This window comes from Pseudomonas parakoreensis (assembly GCF_021602155.1).
In the GTDB taxonomy this organism is placed as follows: domain Bacteria; phylum Pseudomonadota; class Gammaproteobacteria; order Pseudomonadales; family Pseudomonadaceae; genus Aquipseudomonas; species Aquipseudomonas parakoreensis.
In genome coordinates, this window is record NZ_BQHY01000005.1 from 325921 (window position 1) to 342521 (window position 16601).

The following is a 16601-nucleotide window of genomic DNA, read 5'->3' on the forward strand; positions in this document are numbered from 1 at the left end:
GAGTTTCAGGTTAAGCAAATACCACTTCAATTCGGCCCTCTTTCCGTGACCGGGGGGCCGATTTCACTACGATCTGAACGTCTCGCCCAAGATGCGAGAGGCACTCCATCATCTTGGCTTCACTGATGCCGCGAAATTTCCCCCGCAGCATTTCGGATAGCTTGGGCTGAGATAATCCAAGAATTTCAGATGCCTGAATTTGAGTGAGATGGCGTGCCTTGATGATCTCGCCGATCTTCGCCGCGAGCTGCGACTTAACCTGCATTTCACTGGCATTGGGTAATTCGAGGTCTTGGTAGACGTTCCCGCTACCTTCTTCAATTTCTATCATTTCCTGATCCTTTCGCGTGATCCTGAGCGGCTCGAAGTCGGTTTCGGATCAGATCAATGTCGGACTGAGCGGTTTTGATTCCGGTCTTCGACTTCTTCTGAAAGCAGTGCAATACATAAATGGCACTGCCGAAACGAACCGTATAAATGGCCCGGTAGGTGTTGGTGTCGAAGTCTTCGATCAACTCCAACACACCCGCGCCTCCGAACCCTTTCAGGGGTTTTGCATCCGGATGCTTCAAGCCACTCTGGGCCAAATCCAATGCGTAACCAAAAACATCCTGTACGTCTGTGGGCATCTGCTTGAGATCTTTCTTACTACTGCAGACCCACAAGAGCGGCTTCCTTGCACTCATGCGAAAATATACCTATTTAGGGATAAATATCAACTTGCCTTTTCATTCAGCCATCGCATAATCCCCACGCCCCACTGCATCCGATGGCGCACCCATACTCGCACTGCGACCCGGCGCAAACCCCGGAAAGAACACCAACCCCTGCGCCTCAAATCGATAAGCCAACGCCAGCCGCGCCGCATCCGGCACGTCCTGCTGCGCTTCAAACCGCTGAATGTCGTCCACCGCAACCTCCGCCTCACGCGACAGTTGTTCCACGCTCCAGCCCAGCATCGCTCGGGCCTGGACGCAGTGCGTCGGGGTGAACTGGAAAAGGGCAATGCGTTCGAGGATGTGGTTCATCGCAAGAGAGGCCATGGTGTGCTCCGGGCTCAAGAGTGCTGATTGAAAATGTACTGGGTTTTTGTACAGTTGTTTTCGGCCAGGATCAAACGCATTTTTTGATTTACCCTAGTTCGCCGCCTCCAACCAGACGGACGGTGCCTGGCCGAGGACGCGCCGGAACATCGTCGAGAACGCCGCCGGGCTTTCATAACCGAAGTCCAGAGCGATCCGCGTCACCGCATCACCGGCCGCCAGCCGCGCCAGTGCCAGCACCACGCAGGCCTGTTGCCGCCATTGACTGAAGCTCAACCCGGTCTGCTGCCGAAACAGTCTGTTGAAGGTGCGCAAGCTTATGTGCAACTGCTCGGCCCAGTGTTGCGGTGACTGATGGGCGTTCGGCTGATGCAGAAAGTTCTGACACAAAGCCAGGAGCTTTCCGTCAGTCGGCAGCGGAATGTGCAAGGGCAGGGGCGCACTGCGCGCCAGCTCATGCAGCAGCAAGTCGATCAGTACGCCATCGCGTCCTTCGAGGTCATAGGCCAGCGGCACTTCCACCGCCTCCATCAACAAGTGCCGCATCAACGGCGAAACGCTGATCACCTGGCAGCGCTGCCCCAAATCCACCGACCCCGGCTCGATGTACAGGCTGCGCGTGCTCACGCCCAGCATCAGCACCTCATGTGCCACTCCCGGCGGAATCCACACTGCCCGTTGCGGCGGCACCACCCAGTTGCCGTCATGGGTACGAACCTGCATTACCCCGGTCGCGCCGTACAACAACTGCGCCCGCCGATGCGTATGAAATGGCAACAGATGGCCGTGGGAATAATCCGTACCGACCGCCACCACCGGGCGCGGCGTGTCATCCAGCAGATTGATCGAAACATTGCGCATCGAGCGTTTCCCAGCAGTTGGCGTAAACGCAAACATTATTGGCTGAGTTGCTGAAGCAGGCCAAGCCGCGTCGCTCTATCGTCGGCCGCTTCCCATCACCGGAAGACGCGCCATGTTCTACCTCCTGCTAACCCTGTTCGGCTGTATGACCGGCATAACCGCCGTCTTGTTCGGCTTCGGCGGCGGCTTCGTCGTCGTGCCGCTGCTCTATCGCATGCTCAACGCCAGTCACGACGCCGACGACGCCATCGGCCAATCGGCCATGCACATCGCCGTCGCCACCTCGACCTGCGTGATGATCGTCAACGCCCTGATCGCCACCGACAAACACCGCCGCGCCGGCAACCTGATCCGCCATTACCTGTGGCCCCTCGGCGGCTTCATCGCCCAGGGCGCGATCATCGGCGCGATCGCCGCGGTGTGGGTCAGCGGCGAGGTCATCCGCTACGCGTTCATCGCCTACCTCGGCGTGACCATCATCGACTGCCTGCTCAGACGCGGCTTCCTCATCCGTGACGAAAGCGTCATCCCACGCCGATTAGATCGCAAGGAAATATCCGCCGGCGGTGTAGGCATCGGCGCCATCGCCACCTTCCTCGGCGTAGGAGGAAGCGTCATGACCGTGCCGCTGTTGCGTCGCTGTGGGTTGAGCATGTCCCAGGCCACGTCCATGGCCAATCCACTGAGCGTGCCGGTGGCACTGACCGGGACGCTGACGTACATGGCGCTGGCCGGTTTCAGCGAGACGGATCTGGGCGCGTGGTTTATCGGGTACGTGGATTTGCTGGCGTTTACGGTGCTGACACTGGGGTCGTTGGTCGGGATTCGGTTGGCTACGCCGTGGATCGGGCGGATACCGGATCGGGTGCATGCGTGGGTGTACATCGGTTTGCTCATGATGGTGATGATCAGCATGTGTGTGAGTTGATCCATCACACCAACCCCGGCGCCTCCCGCACAATAAAGTGATCCAGGTTCTCGATATTGGCACTGAACACCCCGAACGTCTGTTCGGGGTTCTTCTTGCTCGGCACCTGCTTCAACTCCGGCGTCACCCCATAGAAGAAACAGAACAACTCCTGGTCGCTGTCGATCGCGTGCTTGATCTCTTCCAGAAACGCCTTGCGCTTGCGATAGTTGTCGATCAACTTCTTGCTCAAGTACACGTTCACCGAATACGGCTTCTTCTTCGCCTCACCCGCCTGCTTGAACCAGACCTTCTGCTCGAAATCGATGCGAAAACTCTGGGTGTAATCCTTGATCTCCTTGATCTTGCCCCAGTAAATCAGCCCCTTGTTGTCCGTCAGATACTCGATCTTCTTGAAGAACGAGCCATAAGGCGCCGTGTGCTCGCCGATCTTCAACGGCATGCGCTTGAGCAATTCCTTGTCGGCGAAGTTCGTCACAAAACACTCCACCGGATGCGCAAACACACTGGTCTTGTCCGGCGCCGTCTCACGCCCCGGCGACTCCCTGGAACTCACCTGCGCCACCCGCACCGGATCATCCCGCAACACATCCGCCGCCCCCGCAGGCGCAGCCGGCTTGCGCACATACTCACGCCGCGTCAGCAACAACTCCGATGGGAAGTGTTCCTCGCGAGCGTCATCCGTTTCGCCATCCGCCGTCTCAACGCCAGATGCCGACGCTTTCAAACTCACATACGGACAACCCGCTACATGCTGCGTCGTGGGTAGATTCTTGAAGTGCGGCGTGCGCACGTAATTCACATTTTTCGCGTTGAACGTGCCCAACTCGTTGGAGGCATCAAACGCCAAACGACAGGCATCGTTGGGGCACTGGAAGTGCTCCTTGGCAGAATCGAACGCCACCGTCTCATCGAAATTCAGGTCGCGAACGTCATAGATCGACAACTTGTCGTCGAGGCTGAGGCAGTAGGCGAAATCGAATTTCATGGCGGGGCTCGGATCCTTGAGTGGGGGGAGGGGTATTAATAGCGGGAGGCGCGGCGGGTTGCACTGATTGTTTTCAGGATGATGCGGAATCTGTGGGGGCAGCCTGCTGGCGATTCCAGGCATCAACCAGATTTCAATCCTCACCCCGCCACTGCAGGCAGCACATCACCCCTGTGGCGAGGGAGCTTGCTCCCGCTGGGCTGCGAAGCAGCCCCAAGCATTTTGAGGCACAAAAAATCCGCTGCTTGAACCTCAAACAGCGGATCTTCAAGCCATCAGCAACCACGCAATAATCGCGAGGCCTTACGCCACCAGGATTCTTGTCGATTGAACGGATCCTCCGCCAGCAAACAAGGCATATCCCGCAACCGAATCCACGGCTCGTCCTGCCAGTGCAACGTACTCAGCGACATCTGCGGCCAACTCAAGACACTCAACGTCGGACGCTCAACCGAACGCGCCGGACGTGCATCACGCAGAGCAGGCACAACCTGATGCGTCAGCCACTCACGAAGCTGCCGATACTCAGGGCAGTAGTGATAGATCAGCAGTGCATACACACCGGACTCACTCACCATCATGTGGTCTTCAGCTACGCCATAGATTTCCACGCACATCATCTGTCGCTGATCAGCGTCGAGTTTGCGCAACTGGCGCTCATCAAGATGTTTACCCATTAACCGGCCCAACTCATTGACGCAGAACCACGCTTGGTTCTCGACCAGAAGGGCGTGCAGGTGGGTTTTGTTGCGGGTGAAACGAGTCGGGAGAAGTGGTTCAGACATGGCACGCCTCCTGACCTGGAAGCACGGGATTTGAACGGTGGGTACAGCGAATCACCTTCATCATGAAGGTTGGATAGTCAGGCATTTCCATTTACCTCTGGCTGCTTTCTTAGGGCATTCGTTAGGGTGTCGGGAGCTAAGAAACCCACCAGAGACGGGCCGGACATATTCCCCTTTCGGGTCTTGTATTCGCCCACTCCCGACCTAACGGGATTTTTCGCAGGCGTAGAGAAACCGCAGACGAAAAAAAGCCGCATGACTGTCGGGTGCGGAGGACCGCTCTGGTTTGTAGAGTTTCTTAGGCTCGGATCTGAGGGTAGGGGGAACAGGGATGGTCGTCAACCAGCGACTTTTCCTACTTATCGTGAGGTAAAACGAAATCTGGACAATGGCCCAGAGTAAATTATGCTGTGTTTATATCCAGTATTTGGTCGCCGCTGTTCTTCCAATTCACCCAACCCGTGTCGCCATGACTGATCTCACGGATTATGGGAAATTTCATTTACTTTGGAGTTTCTAGGGCTAGAATGGTGACCATTCGTCACAGCTTTGACCCAGAGGAAATTCCGGCTCATGAATCTTTTTGAAACAGCATCTTTTGAATCCTTGGGCGAAAAGACCTCGGATTCTTATGAGCCTGATACCCATCCTGTTACCGACCTTGCGTTACTGCACAAGCTGCTGGAGATCTACGACCAAGGGCAGTTGGCCGAAATTCTCAATGATGTGAGCCCGAGTCACTGGTGCCGTGAAACCATCAATCGATGGATCAAGGGCAAGGCTTCGCCGAAGCTTTCCCACATTGAGTTCACTCGCCTCAAGGATCTGCTGCCCAAGCGTTTGAACCACAAACCTTCATTCACCTTTATCGATCTCTTTGCCGGTATCGGCGGTATCAGAAAAGGGTTTGAAGCCATCGGTGGCGAGTGCTTGTTCACATCCGAATGGAACAAGTACGCCGTTAAAACGTACAAGGCGAACCACTACTGCGATCCTGCTCGTCACCGCTTCAATCTCGACATCCGCTCGGTCACGCTTTCGGACAAGCCCGAAGTCAGCGACGAAGAAGCGTACAAGAATATTGATCGCGAAATTCCTGATCACGACGTCCTGTTGGCGGGTTTTCCATGCCAGCCGTTCTCGCTTGCGGGTGTTTCCAAGAAGAACTCTCTGGGACGCAAACACGGTTTCGAGTGTGAGACACAGGGCACTCTGTTCTTCGACGTGGCACGTATTATTGCCGCGAAACGCCCGGCCGCATTCTTGCTCGAAAACGTGAAAAACCTGAAAAGCCATGACAAGGGCAATACGTTTCGCATCATCTGCGAAGCGCTGGATGAACTGGGCTATGAGGTTGCAGACGTCAATGCACCGAAAGGCTCAGACCCGAAGGTCATTGATGCCAAGCATTTTGTCCCTCAGCATCGTGAGCGAATTGTGCTGGTCGGTTTCCGTCGTGACTTGAATGTTCACCAAGGGTTCACCCTGCGTGACATCAGCAAGCACATACCAAAGCAACGACCTAGCTTTGGTGATCTGCTCGATAAGGATGTGGACGAAAAATACATTCTTACTCCGAAGCTCTGGGATTACCTTTACAGATATGCCGAGAAACATCGCGAAAAGGGTAATGGTTTTGGCTTTGGTCTTACCCGTCCAAACGATGTTGCTCGTACGCTTTCGGCGAGATATCACAAGGATGGTTCGGAAATCCTGGTTGACCGTGGTTTTGTGGACACCTTGGACTTCAACAGTGAATTGAATCAGCTCAATCGTCCGCGCCGACTGACTCCGCATGAGTGCTCGCGCCTGATGGGTTTTGACAAGCCGGGGGAAAGCAAATTTGTGATTCCTGTGTCCGATACTCAAGCGTATCGTCAGTTTGGGAACTCAGTTGCGGTACCCGTGTTTGAGGCTGTTGCGACGCTGATGAAGGGCCGAATTCTTGCAGCAAAAGCCAAAATTTCTGATGCGGAACAACCACAATTAGAAATTGCTCTTGCCAATTAACACTACCCTGGTGTTATTTAGCTACTACTAGAGAACGGAGCGGCCACGCCGCTTCGATGTAGGCTAAGTCCAGGAGCTGTCGTGTCAGGAGCTAATGAGTCACCTTTGGAATATGTGTCAAGGGTGATGCGTCGCCTCGGAGCAAGGCGCGTTGTCTTTAAGTTGTTGGCAAACAACGACAATTCGAAGCAGCAAATTTACTTTGGAAGTGATTTTGATGTTTTGCGATTGATACCCCATGGAGACCTTGTGGGGGAAACCACTAAGGATAAGGGGGTGATGTATAAAGCCTCCTTGAAGCTTAGCTGGATTGATATCGAGTCTGACTCACCTCCTTCACCCGCTCCCGGCGCACAATTAATTTTCTATCCTCGCTACCCAGAGGTCAGACTGTCTGGGTTTCTTCGCGGTTCTGCTCTCGCACCTTCCAAGCTTATGCAACCACCAACGCCCGAACAAAGGGCTTTGCGCGGACAATCACAACGGTGCCTTGTCCTCGGCATATGCGCAGATAACACCATCCTCGCCTATTCCGGAGTTTGGGACGGCAAACTTGCCCGTGATGCTAATGTGAGGATTGAAAGCGGGAAAATATCAAGGGTTGCTTCAGTTTTTTATGAGCTGGAACAGCCTATACAGGAAGGGCGCATACTTCTTTTAGAAAAATTATCGGAAATCTATCGAGGTGGATTTGTCCGGTCTGGGCGTCTGAGTTCAGCGGGAGATGTTATTGAATATCACGCAAAAAATGGAGCTGGTTACACTCTCGAAAGAATGTTTGGAATAGTCCCCAATGGAAGATCAGAACCTGACTTTCACGATTGGGAGCTTAAATCACACCGCTCCGGTGCAGTTACCTTAATGACCCCAGAGCCTGACTCGGGAACCTATAAAACGGACTTAGGGAAGTTTCTAACAACCTACGGGACTTGTACCGAGTCACGACGTGACTTTACTGGAAGGCATCTCATAGGCGTCCAAAATGAGCGTAGTGGTTTAACATTTCGGATGGAGGGATATGATCCGGAAAAAAATGAAGTAGTTGACCCTGATGGAGGATTAATTATGCGAAACCTGCAAGGAGAAGTCGCCTTAGGTTGGACCTTTAACAAAATCCTCACGCACTGGTCTAGGAAGCATGCGCAGACCGCATATGTTTCGTATAAGGTGATTGCAAAAGATGTTAACTATTATAGGTTTGGCCCAGAAATTCTATTATGCAGTGGTGCTGATTTGAAACTATTTCTCCATGCGATGTATGGAAATAAGGTTTATCACGATCCTGGTATAAATATGAAGCTTGTCGATGGTGAATGGAAACCAAAGAAGCGAAACCAATTTAGAGTTGGATGGAAAGGCATTGACAGTCTCTATGAAGTAAGTGAAAGGGTATTGCTTACAGACCTGTAGTGAGGTGAGAAGACTTGAATGATTTGGTCAGTGTTGCTACTCGCTCTCGAATGATGTCGAGTATAAAAGGTAAGCATACTAAACCAGAGTTAGTCGTTAGACGTTTTCTTCATGAATCTGGTTTCCGTTTTAGGTTGCATCGCAAAGACTTGCCAGGAAAGCCAGATATTGTTCTCCCGAAGTACCGATTGGCCATATTTGTGCATGGGTGTTTTTGGCATCTCCATGCCGGATGCTTTTACTCCACTATCCCCGCCTCACGAGAAGAGTTCTGGCGAGCTAAATTGGAGGGGAATGCATTACGAGATGTATCGCATGTTTCTGAATTGTTAGGAAGCGGGTGGAGGGTGTTAGTTATCTGGGAGTGTGGGCTTAAGCATTTAGTTTCCAAGTTTGGCGAGCTGTTAGAGTTTATAAGGGCAGAAGATAGGTTTTTTGAATGGCCAGTTTTACCGCCGCGCTCAAAACCGGATTAGAGATGTTTTGGTGTTTAAGCGTTTTCTATGAAGATTCTTGTTCATTTTGAGTTTGATTTTTTCAGGAGGAAGAAATATGACAAAGCCGGCTTTTGAATTTTTACCAAATGCGGGTGATGAACAGGAGGGGCTTGGTGATGCCGGAATAGAAACCTTTCGCGACGCACCATATGGTAGCTGCGCTCGTGAGGCAGGTCAAAACTCGAGAGATGCTAACCTTAATAACGATAAGCCCGTTAAAATAACTTTCGACGTTCTTAGCATTCCAGCGAAAGAAATCCCGTCCATTGATTATCTATCGAATGTCATTGATAGCTGTTTTGAACAAGCATCCAGTGAGAAGGAAAGAGATTTTTTTGATAATGCAAAGCTGACGATTAAAAAACCAAATTTGTCTATTTTGAGGATAGCAGACTTCAATACTAAGGGGTTGTTGGGCCCTCCAAGTACCCGGCATTCCCCATTTAATGCTTTGCTGAAGGGGTCTGGCGTTAGCATAAAGGACAGCGAAACCTCGGGAGGCTCTTTCGGAATCGGAAAGAATGCCTCCTTTGCCGTATCAGATTTACAAGCAGTGTTTTATTCGACTATTTATCAGTGTGAGCAAGATGAAAGTCTAAAGTTTGCCGCTCAAGGTAAGGTCAAGCTTATCTCTCACGGTGATTTTAATGGTAATCAATATAAGGCAACAGGGTACTGGGGGTGGAAGTCATTTCAGGCTGTAACAGAAAAAGATGCTGTGCCAGAGTGGATGCAGAGAGATAGTCGTGGGACATCAATATTTAGCTTGGGGTTTCGATATGCTGATGATTGGGCTGAAAGGATGGCCTCTTCGCTTCTAACTAATTTTTTCGCAGCCGTTCATGATAGGACGATGGTGTTCGAAGTTGATTCTGGAAGAATGAATATTAACTCCAATACTATTGAAAGTATGCTCTCAGATGAAAGAATACTTAAGGCTGCTGAGGAGTCAGGTGCTCGATCTGGATTGGAGTTTGCGCGGGAACTATATAGATGCATGGTTTCGGCGCATGCTTCGGTTACCATTCTTGAAGTTCCAGACTTAGGGAAAATGCGCGTCAGAATTCTAGTCGATAAGGGACTTCCGAGACGCATTGGCTTTATCCGTAACGGCATGTTGATAACAGATAATTTACGTTACTTTGATCGGCCTCTAGCCAGGTTTCAGAATTCTAGGGACTTTGTAGCAGTAGTTGAACCAATAGATGATGCGGCCAGCAAGCTTTTGAAAAGTCTTGAGAATCCTGCCCATGATGCATTTTCAGCTGAGCGAATTAATGATGGTGCTAAGCGTGTCGTCGCAGTTAAAGCATTGCGGAAGCTAGGTGACGTGCTACGCCAAACTATAAAGGACGCCACAGGAATTCAGTCTCAATCTTCGGTAATTCTTGATGAGCTGGGAGAGTATTTTACTGGCGAAAGTCGAAGCGGCGAATCATCAAGCTCTAGCGGGGAAAACGATCCGGAAAATTATAGATACTCAGCTAAGCGTAAAGATAATAAAGAAAAGGTAGGTGGTCACGGTGATACGGGAAGTTGGCACCAGGGAGAGGGCGGAGGTGCTGGTAGAAGTAGAACTCAAGAGAGGGGGGAGGGAAAGGAACGAGGTGAGGGCGAAAAAGGAGGTTTTGGACGTGACGTTTTTATCGACTTAAGGGATATTAGAAATCGGATAGAAGATTCTAAGCGGAAAGGGATTTTACGTAGGGTTTTTTTTAATGCAGATGTGAGTGGAAATATTAAGTTAGATATAAATGCTGTTGGTTTAAACTCGCCAGTGAATCTTGTTGTGAATTCTGTGGATGTCGGTGTTGTTAGTGGGGGGGGAGTGATAGTAGATGTTTCTAATGGTGAGCGCTATTCTATCTTGGTTTCGTTCGATGAGCCTTATGAGGGACCAATAGAAGTGCTGGCATCGTATGCTGAACGCAGGGAGGTTCCTGAATGAGACTGTCAGACGTTACTAAATTCCCTCATCCTGTTTTAAGCCCATTTACGGGTGATTTCCTAAATGGAGAATTTTCTGTTGATTTTGATGTTTCTGAAAATTTGAAGACTGGTGCTCTTTTTCTTCGCCATAATATTTTGTTGACTCATCCTGATGTAGCGCATCTGGTGGTGAGCGGTCAGGCAGTAGTAGGCTGTCTTGTAAAGTGCAGTGATACTTTTTATAACGAACTGCGACAGCTTTCTTATCCTGACGGTAATATTGATTTTGTACCGGGGAGTTTGCTTAACAAGGTTTCTTTGCGTCCAATTGTCTGGTTATCATCTGAGCTGAAGGGGTGGAATCCGGAAGCACTTCATTCGGAGTTTTCAGCTCCGCTTTTTATGGGGGTGGGGGATGTTATAGCAATTGGAGCGGAGTCAGAAATCAGTGTTGGTCAGGCGAAGCTCGCCTCTATCGAAAGTATCTTCGAATTAAATAACTCTTCTGAAGTTGAAGAGGGTGAGGTTCGTGTGGATCTAGAGGGGGACAGAATTTCTATACTAGTATCTCCAAGTGTTTTTTCTGTTATTGAGCTCCTGCGTCAGCGAGAAATGGCTGTTGTTTTAAATTCTATTTATTTACCTGCGGTTATGGAAGTCCTTGATCGGCTGCAGGGAGATCACTCATATGATACGTGGCGATGGTTTGTCCCATTTATGGAAAAGTGCAGAGCTAAGGGTATTGCTCATGAGTTGGGCTCTTCAATACTGGAAGGCGCTCAAAAGCTTCTTGAGCTTCCAGCACTGAAGTTGGATGAAGTAATAAAGGAGTAATGACATGGCCTCAGAAAAACTTAAGTACTTATCTGAGTCGAGTTTGTATGAGCTCAGGTCCGCTGTTGTGAACAATTTAGAACTATATCGATCAGAAGATTTTTTTGATGTTTCCTCTAGTAATGGTTGGTCCATTAATAGTGATTCGGTGTTTGTCGACTCTGACAGGCTTTCAAGTTTGAACGGTGATCGCGGAGCTTCGTCTGATTTTGAAAGCTCTATCACTGTATACAAATCCCTCCAAGGAATGACGCCGGCTTTAGCAATGGAGGAGAGAGTTTGGGTGCGTTTTACGCATCTTGAATGTCTAAAGTACGCTCGCGTGCGATGGCCTCTAAAGGGAAGTGATGAAGACCAAGTAGATCATATTCTCAAACATTTCTTTGCTAAAGGACGCACTGGTGTCCGTGATGATAATGCGATTTCTAGGTTATGGTGGAATATGCATATTGCAAATATCGCCGATCCCGAAGATCCAGAAAGTGCCCTCAAACTTATCCTTAAGGTCGCAGATGTTCGAATGGCTCTTGTGGAACGGCCGAATACTGCTGCCAGAGTGCCGATTATTAGAGCTTTGATGCGAGTAATACGCAGTAATCAGTGGATTACATCCACTGGGCGTGCTTTTCAGAAATTTATGGTTGAAGTGAATCGTGATGCAGGAGGAGTGCTTTTTGAGGTGCTCCCGGACACTGTAATTGATAGTGTAATGTTGCGATGTGCTGAAAGAGCTCAGCGAAATTTAGAATCCAATTAATCGCTGAAATAAAAGGGCTGCCTACTGGCAGCCCTTTATTAGAGTTTCGCTATCGGATAAAGATATCAATCAATCCCAGCTCAACGCACCACCAGTCTGATACTCAATAACCCGTGTCTCAAAGAAATTCTTCTCTTTCTTCAAGTCCATAATCTCACTCATCCAAGGGAACGGGTTAGTGGTCCCTGGATATTCCTCTTTCAAACCAATCTGCGACAAACGACGGTTAGCGATGAACTTGAGGTAGTCCTCCATCATCGCCGCGTTCATGCCCAGTACGCCGCGAGGCATGGTGTCGCGGGCGTATTCGATTTCCAGTTGCGTACCCTGCAGGATCATCTGGGTCGCTTCTTCTTTCATTTCGGCATCCCACAGGTGTGGGTTTTCGATTTTGATCTGGTTGATCACGTCGATGCCGAAGTTCAGGTGCATGGATTCGTCGCGCAGGATGTACTGGAACTGCTCGGCGACGCCGGTCATTTTGTTGCGGCGGCCCATGGAGAGGATCTGGGTGAAGCCGCAGTAGAAGAAGATGCCTTCCAGCACGCAGTAGTAGGCGATCAGGTTGCGCAGCAGTTCTTTGTCGGTGTCCGGGGTGCCGGTTTCGAACTTCGGATCGGAGATCGAACGGGTGTACTTCAGGCCCCAGGCTGCCTTTTTCGCGACCGATGGAATCTCGTGGTACATGTTGAAGATCTCGCCTTCATCCATGGCCAGCGATTCGATGCAGTACTGGTAGGCGTGGGTGTGGATCGCCTCTTCGAACGCCTGGCGCAGGATGTACTGGCGGCATTCCGGGTTGGTGATCAGGCGGTACACGGCCAGCACCAGGTTGTTGGCAACCAGGGAGTCGGCGGTGGAGAAGAAGCCGAGGTTGCGCATCACGATGCGGCGCTCGTCGTCGGTCAGGCCTTCCGGGTTTTTCCAGAGGGCGATGTCGGCGGTCATGTTGACTTCTTGCGGCATCCAGTGGTTTGCGCAGCCGTCCAGGTACTTCTGCCAGGCCCAGTCGTACTTGAATGGTACGAGTTGGTTGAGGTCGGCGCGGCAGTTGATCATGCGCTTTTCGTCAACGGCGACACGGGCGGAGGCGCCTTCGAGTTCGGCGAGGCCTTCGGCGACGTCGAGGGAATCCAGTGCGGCCTTGGCGCGGGCCACGGCGGCCGAGTCGTCGGCGGTCACGGCGCGGGCTTCCAGCGCTGCGGCACCGCCGGCGCTGTCGAGGCGGTCCATGTTGGCTTCAGTAGCGTGGCCGGCGTTGGCGCCTTTCACGGTTGCTACTTCACTGTCTTCTTTGTCGAATTCGTCCCAGCTCAGCATGACGTGTCGTCTCCTGCGTGAGGGCCTGTCGCCCCGTGTGAAACCTGATTGGTGGGTTTTTCACACGGTCGTACAGACCGCGTTGGATCTTAAGGAATCGTTTTTTGCGGCAGCCAAGGCAGGCAATAAAACAGAATTTTGTACGGGTTTCCGAGAGCCTCTGACGGGCGCAGATCAGCGTTGACGCTGCTGCGGGGCTTCAGAATGGCTTTTGCTCCCTGTAAGGGAATATTGCTGACCCGATTAGGGCGGCATTATAGGGAAAAAAACACGGCTGTGCTGAGGCGAATCCGCGCATGGCGCGGTCGAGGAGGCTGGTTTTTCGATGAGAGTGCGGGTTTACAGGGCTTTGCCGGGGATAGATTTTTTTTCGTAAAAATCTCGCGATTGTGGATTTGCTCAAAAAACGAACAAAAAAACCGTGTTTTCACTACATCTAGTGTTTTGCAAGCATTTTTGACGACTCCAGACACAACTGAGCCCGACCGAAGCCGGGCTGGAATCGACCCTCAAATGAGGCGCTGAGCGGTCCGATTCGGTGCAGTCTCGATCATCAATTGGTGCAGCCGTTACCCATGACGCTGTAATGCAGGATGTGGCGCTGACCCTTGGAGTCGTCGTACTCCATTTTGGCCGGTACCACTTCGCAGACATTCGGCACTTCGCTCATCGATACAACTTTGGCGATATCCAGGTGAGTGGAGTAAGTGTATTCCTCGATCGCCGGTTGTTGCTGTGCGACATCAGTCGGGACCTCGTCTGCCATGGCGGTTGCGCACAGACTGCTGAGGGCCAGAACCAATAAAGCTTTCATTTCAGATTTACCTTTTTGAGGTCGAGTGGGGTCACGCAACCTTTTTAGGGTTGCGTGTGGAACTTCATCATTTGCAGTTATTACTAGAGAGCTGGATTAACGGCCTTCGTGGGGGCTGTAACGTTGTTAATCGCGTTTGCCTTGTCGGCGAGGTGGATTTTAGGCAGGTGGCGTGGGGGTAAACAGGTGGGGTTTTGATAAACACTTTTGGTGGTTTTGGTAACAATCCCCACAAAACACCGCCCAACCCTTGTAGGCGCTGTCGAAGGCTGCGATCTTTCGCCTTTGATTTTTGCAAAGCAAGATCAAAAGATCGCAGCCTGCGGCAGCTCCTACAACCATCGTCGAATGGTTCTATGGGGCCGGCCCGGCTACAACGGGGTCATACAAAAACAACTATTCCACCGAGGTAAGAAAGATGAGTGCGGCTTCTCTGTATCCCGTTCGTCCCGAGGTTCTGGCCAATACGCTGACTGACGAGGCGACCTACAAAGCCATGTACCAGCAGTCGGTCGTCAACCCTGACGGTTTCTGGCGCGAGCAAGCCAAGCGCCTCGACTGGATCAAGCCTTTCACCACGGTGAAGCAGACTTCCTTCGACGATCACCATGTCGACATCAAATGGTTCGCCGACGGCACCCTGAACGTTTCCTACAACTGCCTCGACCGTCATCTGGCCGAGCGCGGCGATCAAGTTGCAATCATCTGGGAAGGCGACGATCCTTCCGAAAGCCGCAACATCACCTACCGCGAACTGCACGAGCAAGTCTGCAAACTGGCCAACGCCCTGCGTGGTCAGGACGTACACCGCGGCGACGTGGTGACTATCTATATGCCAATGATCCCCGAAGCCGTGGTCGCCATGCTGGCTTGCACCCGGATCGGCGCGATTCACTCGGTGGTGTTCGGTGGCTTCTCGCCGGAAGCGCTGGCGGGGCGGATCATCGACTGCAAATCGAAAGTGGTGATCACCGCTGACGAAGGCATTCGTGCCGGCAAGAAGATCTCGCTGAAGGCCAACGTCGACGACGCGCTGACCAACCCGGAAACCAGCAGCATCCAGAAAGTCATCGTGTGCAAGCGCACCGGTGGCGACATCAAATGGAACCAGCATCGCGACATCTGGTACGAAGACCTGATGAAAGTGGCGGGCACCGTCTGCGCGCCGAAAGAGATGGGCGCTGAAGAAGCGCTGTTCATCCTTTACACCTCGGGTTCGACCGGCAAGCCGAAGGGCGTGCAGCACACCACCGGCGGTTATCTGTTGTACGCGGCAATGACCCACGAGCGCGTGTTCGACTATCGTCCGGGCGAAATCTACTGGTGCACCGCCGACGTCGGCTGGGTCACCGGTCACAGTTACATCGTCTACGGCCCGCTGGCCAATGGCGCGACCACCGTGCTCTTCGAAGGCGTGCCGAACTACCCGGACATCACCCGGGTGGCGAAGATCGTCGACAAGCACAAGGTCAACATCCTTTACACCGCACCGACCGCGATCCGCGCAATGATGGCTTCGGGTACCGCTGCTGTTGAGGGCGCGGATGGCAGCAGCCTGCGTCTGCTCGGTTCGGTGGGCGAGCCGATCAACCCGGAAGCCTGGGACTGGTACTACAAGAATGTCGGCAAGTCGCGCTGCCCGATCGTCGATACCTGGTGGCAGACCGAAACCGGCGGCAACATGATGAGCCCGCTGCCCGGTGCGCATGCTCTGAAGCCGGGTTCGGCGGCACGTCCGTTCTTCGGCGTGGTGCCGGCGCTGGTCGACAACCTCGGCAACATCATCGAGGGCGAGGCTGAAGGCAATCTGGTGATTCTCGATTCGTGGCCGGGTCAGGCGCGCACCTTGTATGGCGACCATGACCGCTTCGTCGACACCTATTTCAAGACCTTCCGCGGCATGTACTTTACCGGTGACGGTGCGCGGCGTGACGCCGATGGTTACTACTGGATCACCGGGCGTGTCGACGACGTGCTCAACGTCTCCGGCCACCGCATGGGTACCGCCGAGATCGAAAGTGCGATGGTCGCCCACCCGAAAGTCGCCGAAGCGGCGGTGGTCGGTGTGCCGCACGACATCAAGGGGCAGGGCATTTATGTCTACGTCACCCTGAAAAATGGCGAAGAGCCGAGCGAGCAACTGCGCCTGGAGCTGAAGAACTGGGTGCGCAAAGAGATCGGCCCGATTGCTTCGCCGGATGTGATCCAGTGGGCGCCGGGGCTGCCGAAGACCCGTTCGGGCAAGATCATGCGGCGGATTCTGCGCAAGATCGCCACGGCGGAGTACGAAGGGCTGGGCGATATCTCGACCCTGGCGGATCCGAGTGTGGTGCAGCATTTGATTGATACGCACAAGACGATGAATGTGGCTTAAGCCTGTCTGATGCATTGAAGAGCCCTGTCCGGTGATGCCGGGCGGGGCTTT

Annotated in this window: 16 protein-coding genes; 8 read left to right on the top strand and 8 right to left on the bottom strand. The window is 52.4% G+C overall.

The window, feature by feature from the left end:
* Nucleotides 1–10: 10 nt before the first annotated feature.
* From L6D63_RS10080 to L6D63_RS10095, 4 genes are all read right to left on the bottom strand, one after another.
* Nucleotides 11–331 (bottom strand): helix-turn-helix domain-containing protein, encoded by a 321-nt coding sequence (locus tag L6D63_RS10080; protein WP_047295878.1) that lies wholly within the window; start codon nt 329–331, stop codon nt 11–13.
* Complete coding sequence (locus L6D63_RS10085) at nt 318–686, bottom strand: type II toxin-antitoxin system RelE/ParE family toxin (protein ID WP_131671191.1); 369 nt, start codon at nt 684–686, stop codon at nt 318–320. Before L6D63_RS10085 ends, L6D63_RS10080 begins: the two co-directional genes overlap by 14 nt.
* 42 nt (nt 687–728) lie before the next feature.
* Nucleotides 729–1043 carry a helix-turn-helix domain-containing protein gene (locus L6D63_RS10090; RefSeq protein ID WP_047295874.1) on the bottom strand — a complete coding sequence of 105 codons (315 nt, stop codon included), beginning with the start codon at nt 1041–1043 and terminating at the stop codon, nt 729–731.
* 93 nt (nt 1044–1136) lie between these two features.
* Nucleotides 1137–1904, bottom strand: a complete 768-nt coding sequence (locus L6D63_RS10095; RefSeq protein ID WP_131671193.1) for an AraC family transcriptional regulator — start codon at nt 1902–1904, stop codon at nt 1137–1139.
* Between the two features lie 112 nt (nt 1905–2016).
* Between L6D63_RS10095 and L6D63_RS10100 the strand changes: the two genes are divergently transcribed.
* A complete protein-coding gene (locus L6D63_RS10100; RefSeq protein WP_131671194.1) occupies nt 2017–2832 on the top strand; it encodes a sulfite exporter TauE/SafE family protein in 816 nt (271 codons plus the stop codon).
* A 4-nt stretch (nt 2833–2836) separates the two neighbouring features.
* Here the strand turns inward: L6D63_RS10100 and L6D63_RS10105 are convergent, their stop codons facing one another.
* Together L6D63_RS10105 and L6D63_RS10110 are read right to left on the bottom strand one after the other, a co-directional pair.
* A complete protein-coding gene (locus L6D63_RS10105; protein ID WP_131671195.1) occupies nt 2837–3820 on the bottom strand; it encodes a hypothetical protein in 984 nt (327 codons plus the stop codon).
* 275 nt (nt 3821–4095) lie between these two features.
* Nucleotides 4096–4605 carry a BRO-N domain-containing protein gene (locus tag L6D63_RS10110; protein WP_131671196.1) on the bottom strand — a complete coding sequence of 170 codons (510 nt, stop codon included), beginning with the start codon at nt 4603–4605 and terminating at the stop codon, nt 4096–4098.
* Nucleotides 4606–5178: 573 nt separating this feature from the next.
* Here L6D63_RS10110 and dcm point away from each other — a divergent pair.
* The 6 genes from dcm (at nt 5179) to L6D63_RS10140 (ending at nt 12042) form a co-directional block, all read left to right on the top strand.
* Complete coding sequence (gene dcm / locus L6D63_RS10115) at nt 5179–6615, top strand: DNA (cytosine-5-)-methyltransferase (protein ID WP_131671197.1); 1437 nt, start codon at nt 5179–5181, stop codon at nt 6613–6615.
* An 81-nt stretch (nt 6616–6696) separates the two neighbouring features.
* Nucleotides 6697–8025: an MvaI/BcnI family restriction endonuclease gene (locus L6D63_RS10120; protein ID WP_131671198.1), complete on the top strand. Its 1329-nt coding sequence runs from the start codon at nt 6697–6699 to the stop codon at nt 8023–8025.
* A 23-nt stretch (nt 8026–8048) separates the two neighbouring features.
* Complete coding sequence (locus tag L6D63_RS10125; protein ID WP_309295582.1) at nt 8049–8501, top strand: very short patch repair endonuclease; 453 nt, start codon at nt 8049–8051, stop codon at nt 8499–8501.
* A 76-nt stretch (nt 8502–8577) separates the two neighbouring features.
* Nucleotides 8578–10470: a hypothetical protein gene (locus L6D63_RS10130; RefSeq protein ID WP_131671200.1), complete on the top strand. Its 1893-nt coding sequence runs from the start codon at nt 8578–8580 to the stop codon at nt 10468–10470.
* Entirely contained in the window at nt 10467–11285 is an 819-nt protein-coding gene (locus L6D63_RS10135; protein ID WP_131671201.1) for a hypothetical protein, read from the top strand. Before L6D63_RS10130 ends, L6D63_RS10135 begins: the two co-directional genes overlap by 4 nt.
* 4 nt (nt 11286–11289) lie before the next feature.
* A complete protein-coding gene (locus L6D63_RS10140) occupies nt 11290–12042 on the top strand; it encodes a DUF6339 family protein (RefSeq protein ID WP_131671202.1) in 753 nt (250 codons plus the stop codon).
* A gap of 69 nt (nt 12043–12111) precedes the next feature.
* Here the strand turns inward: L6D63_RS10140 and L6D63_RS10145 are convergent, their stop codons facing one another.
* Both L6D63_RS10145 and L6D63_RS10150 read right to left on the bottom strand, forming a co-directional pair.
* On the bottom strand, nt 12112–13362 hold the full coding sequence (locus L6D63_RS10145; protein WP_003227292.1) for a ribonucleotide-diphosphate reductase subunit beta: 1251 nt from the start codon (nt 13360–13362) through the stop codon (nt 12112–12114).
* Nucleotides 13363–13915: 553 nt separating this feature from the next.
* A complete protein-coding gene (locus L6D63_RS10150) occupies nt 13916–14176 on the bottom strand; it encodes a DUF2790 domain-containing protein (RefSeq protein ID WP_131671203.1) in 261 nt (86 codons plus the stop codon).
* 418 nt (nt 14177–14594) lie between these two features.
* On the opposite strand from L6D63_RS10150, the gene acs reads away from it, so the two are divergent.
* On the top strand, nt 14595–16550 hold the full coding sequence (acs, locus tag L6D63_RS10155) for an acetate--CoA ligase (protein ID WP_047295856.1): 1956 nt from the start codon (nt 14595–14597) through the stop codon (nt 16548–16550).
* Nucleotides 16551–16601 lie beyond the last annotated feature (51 nt).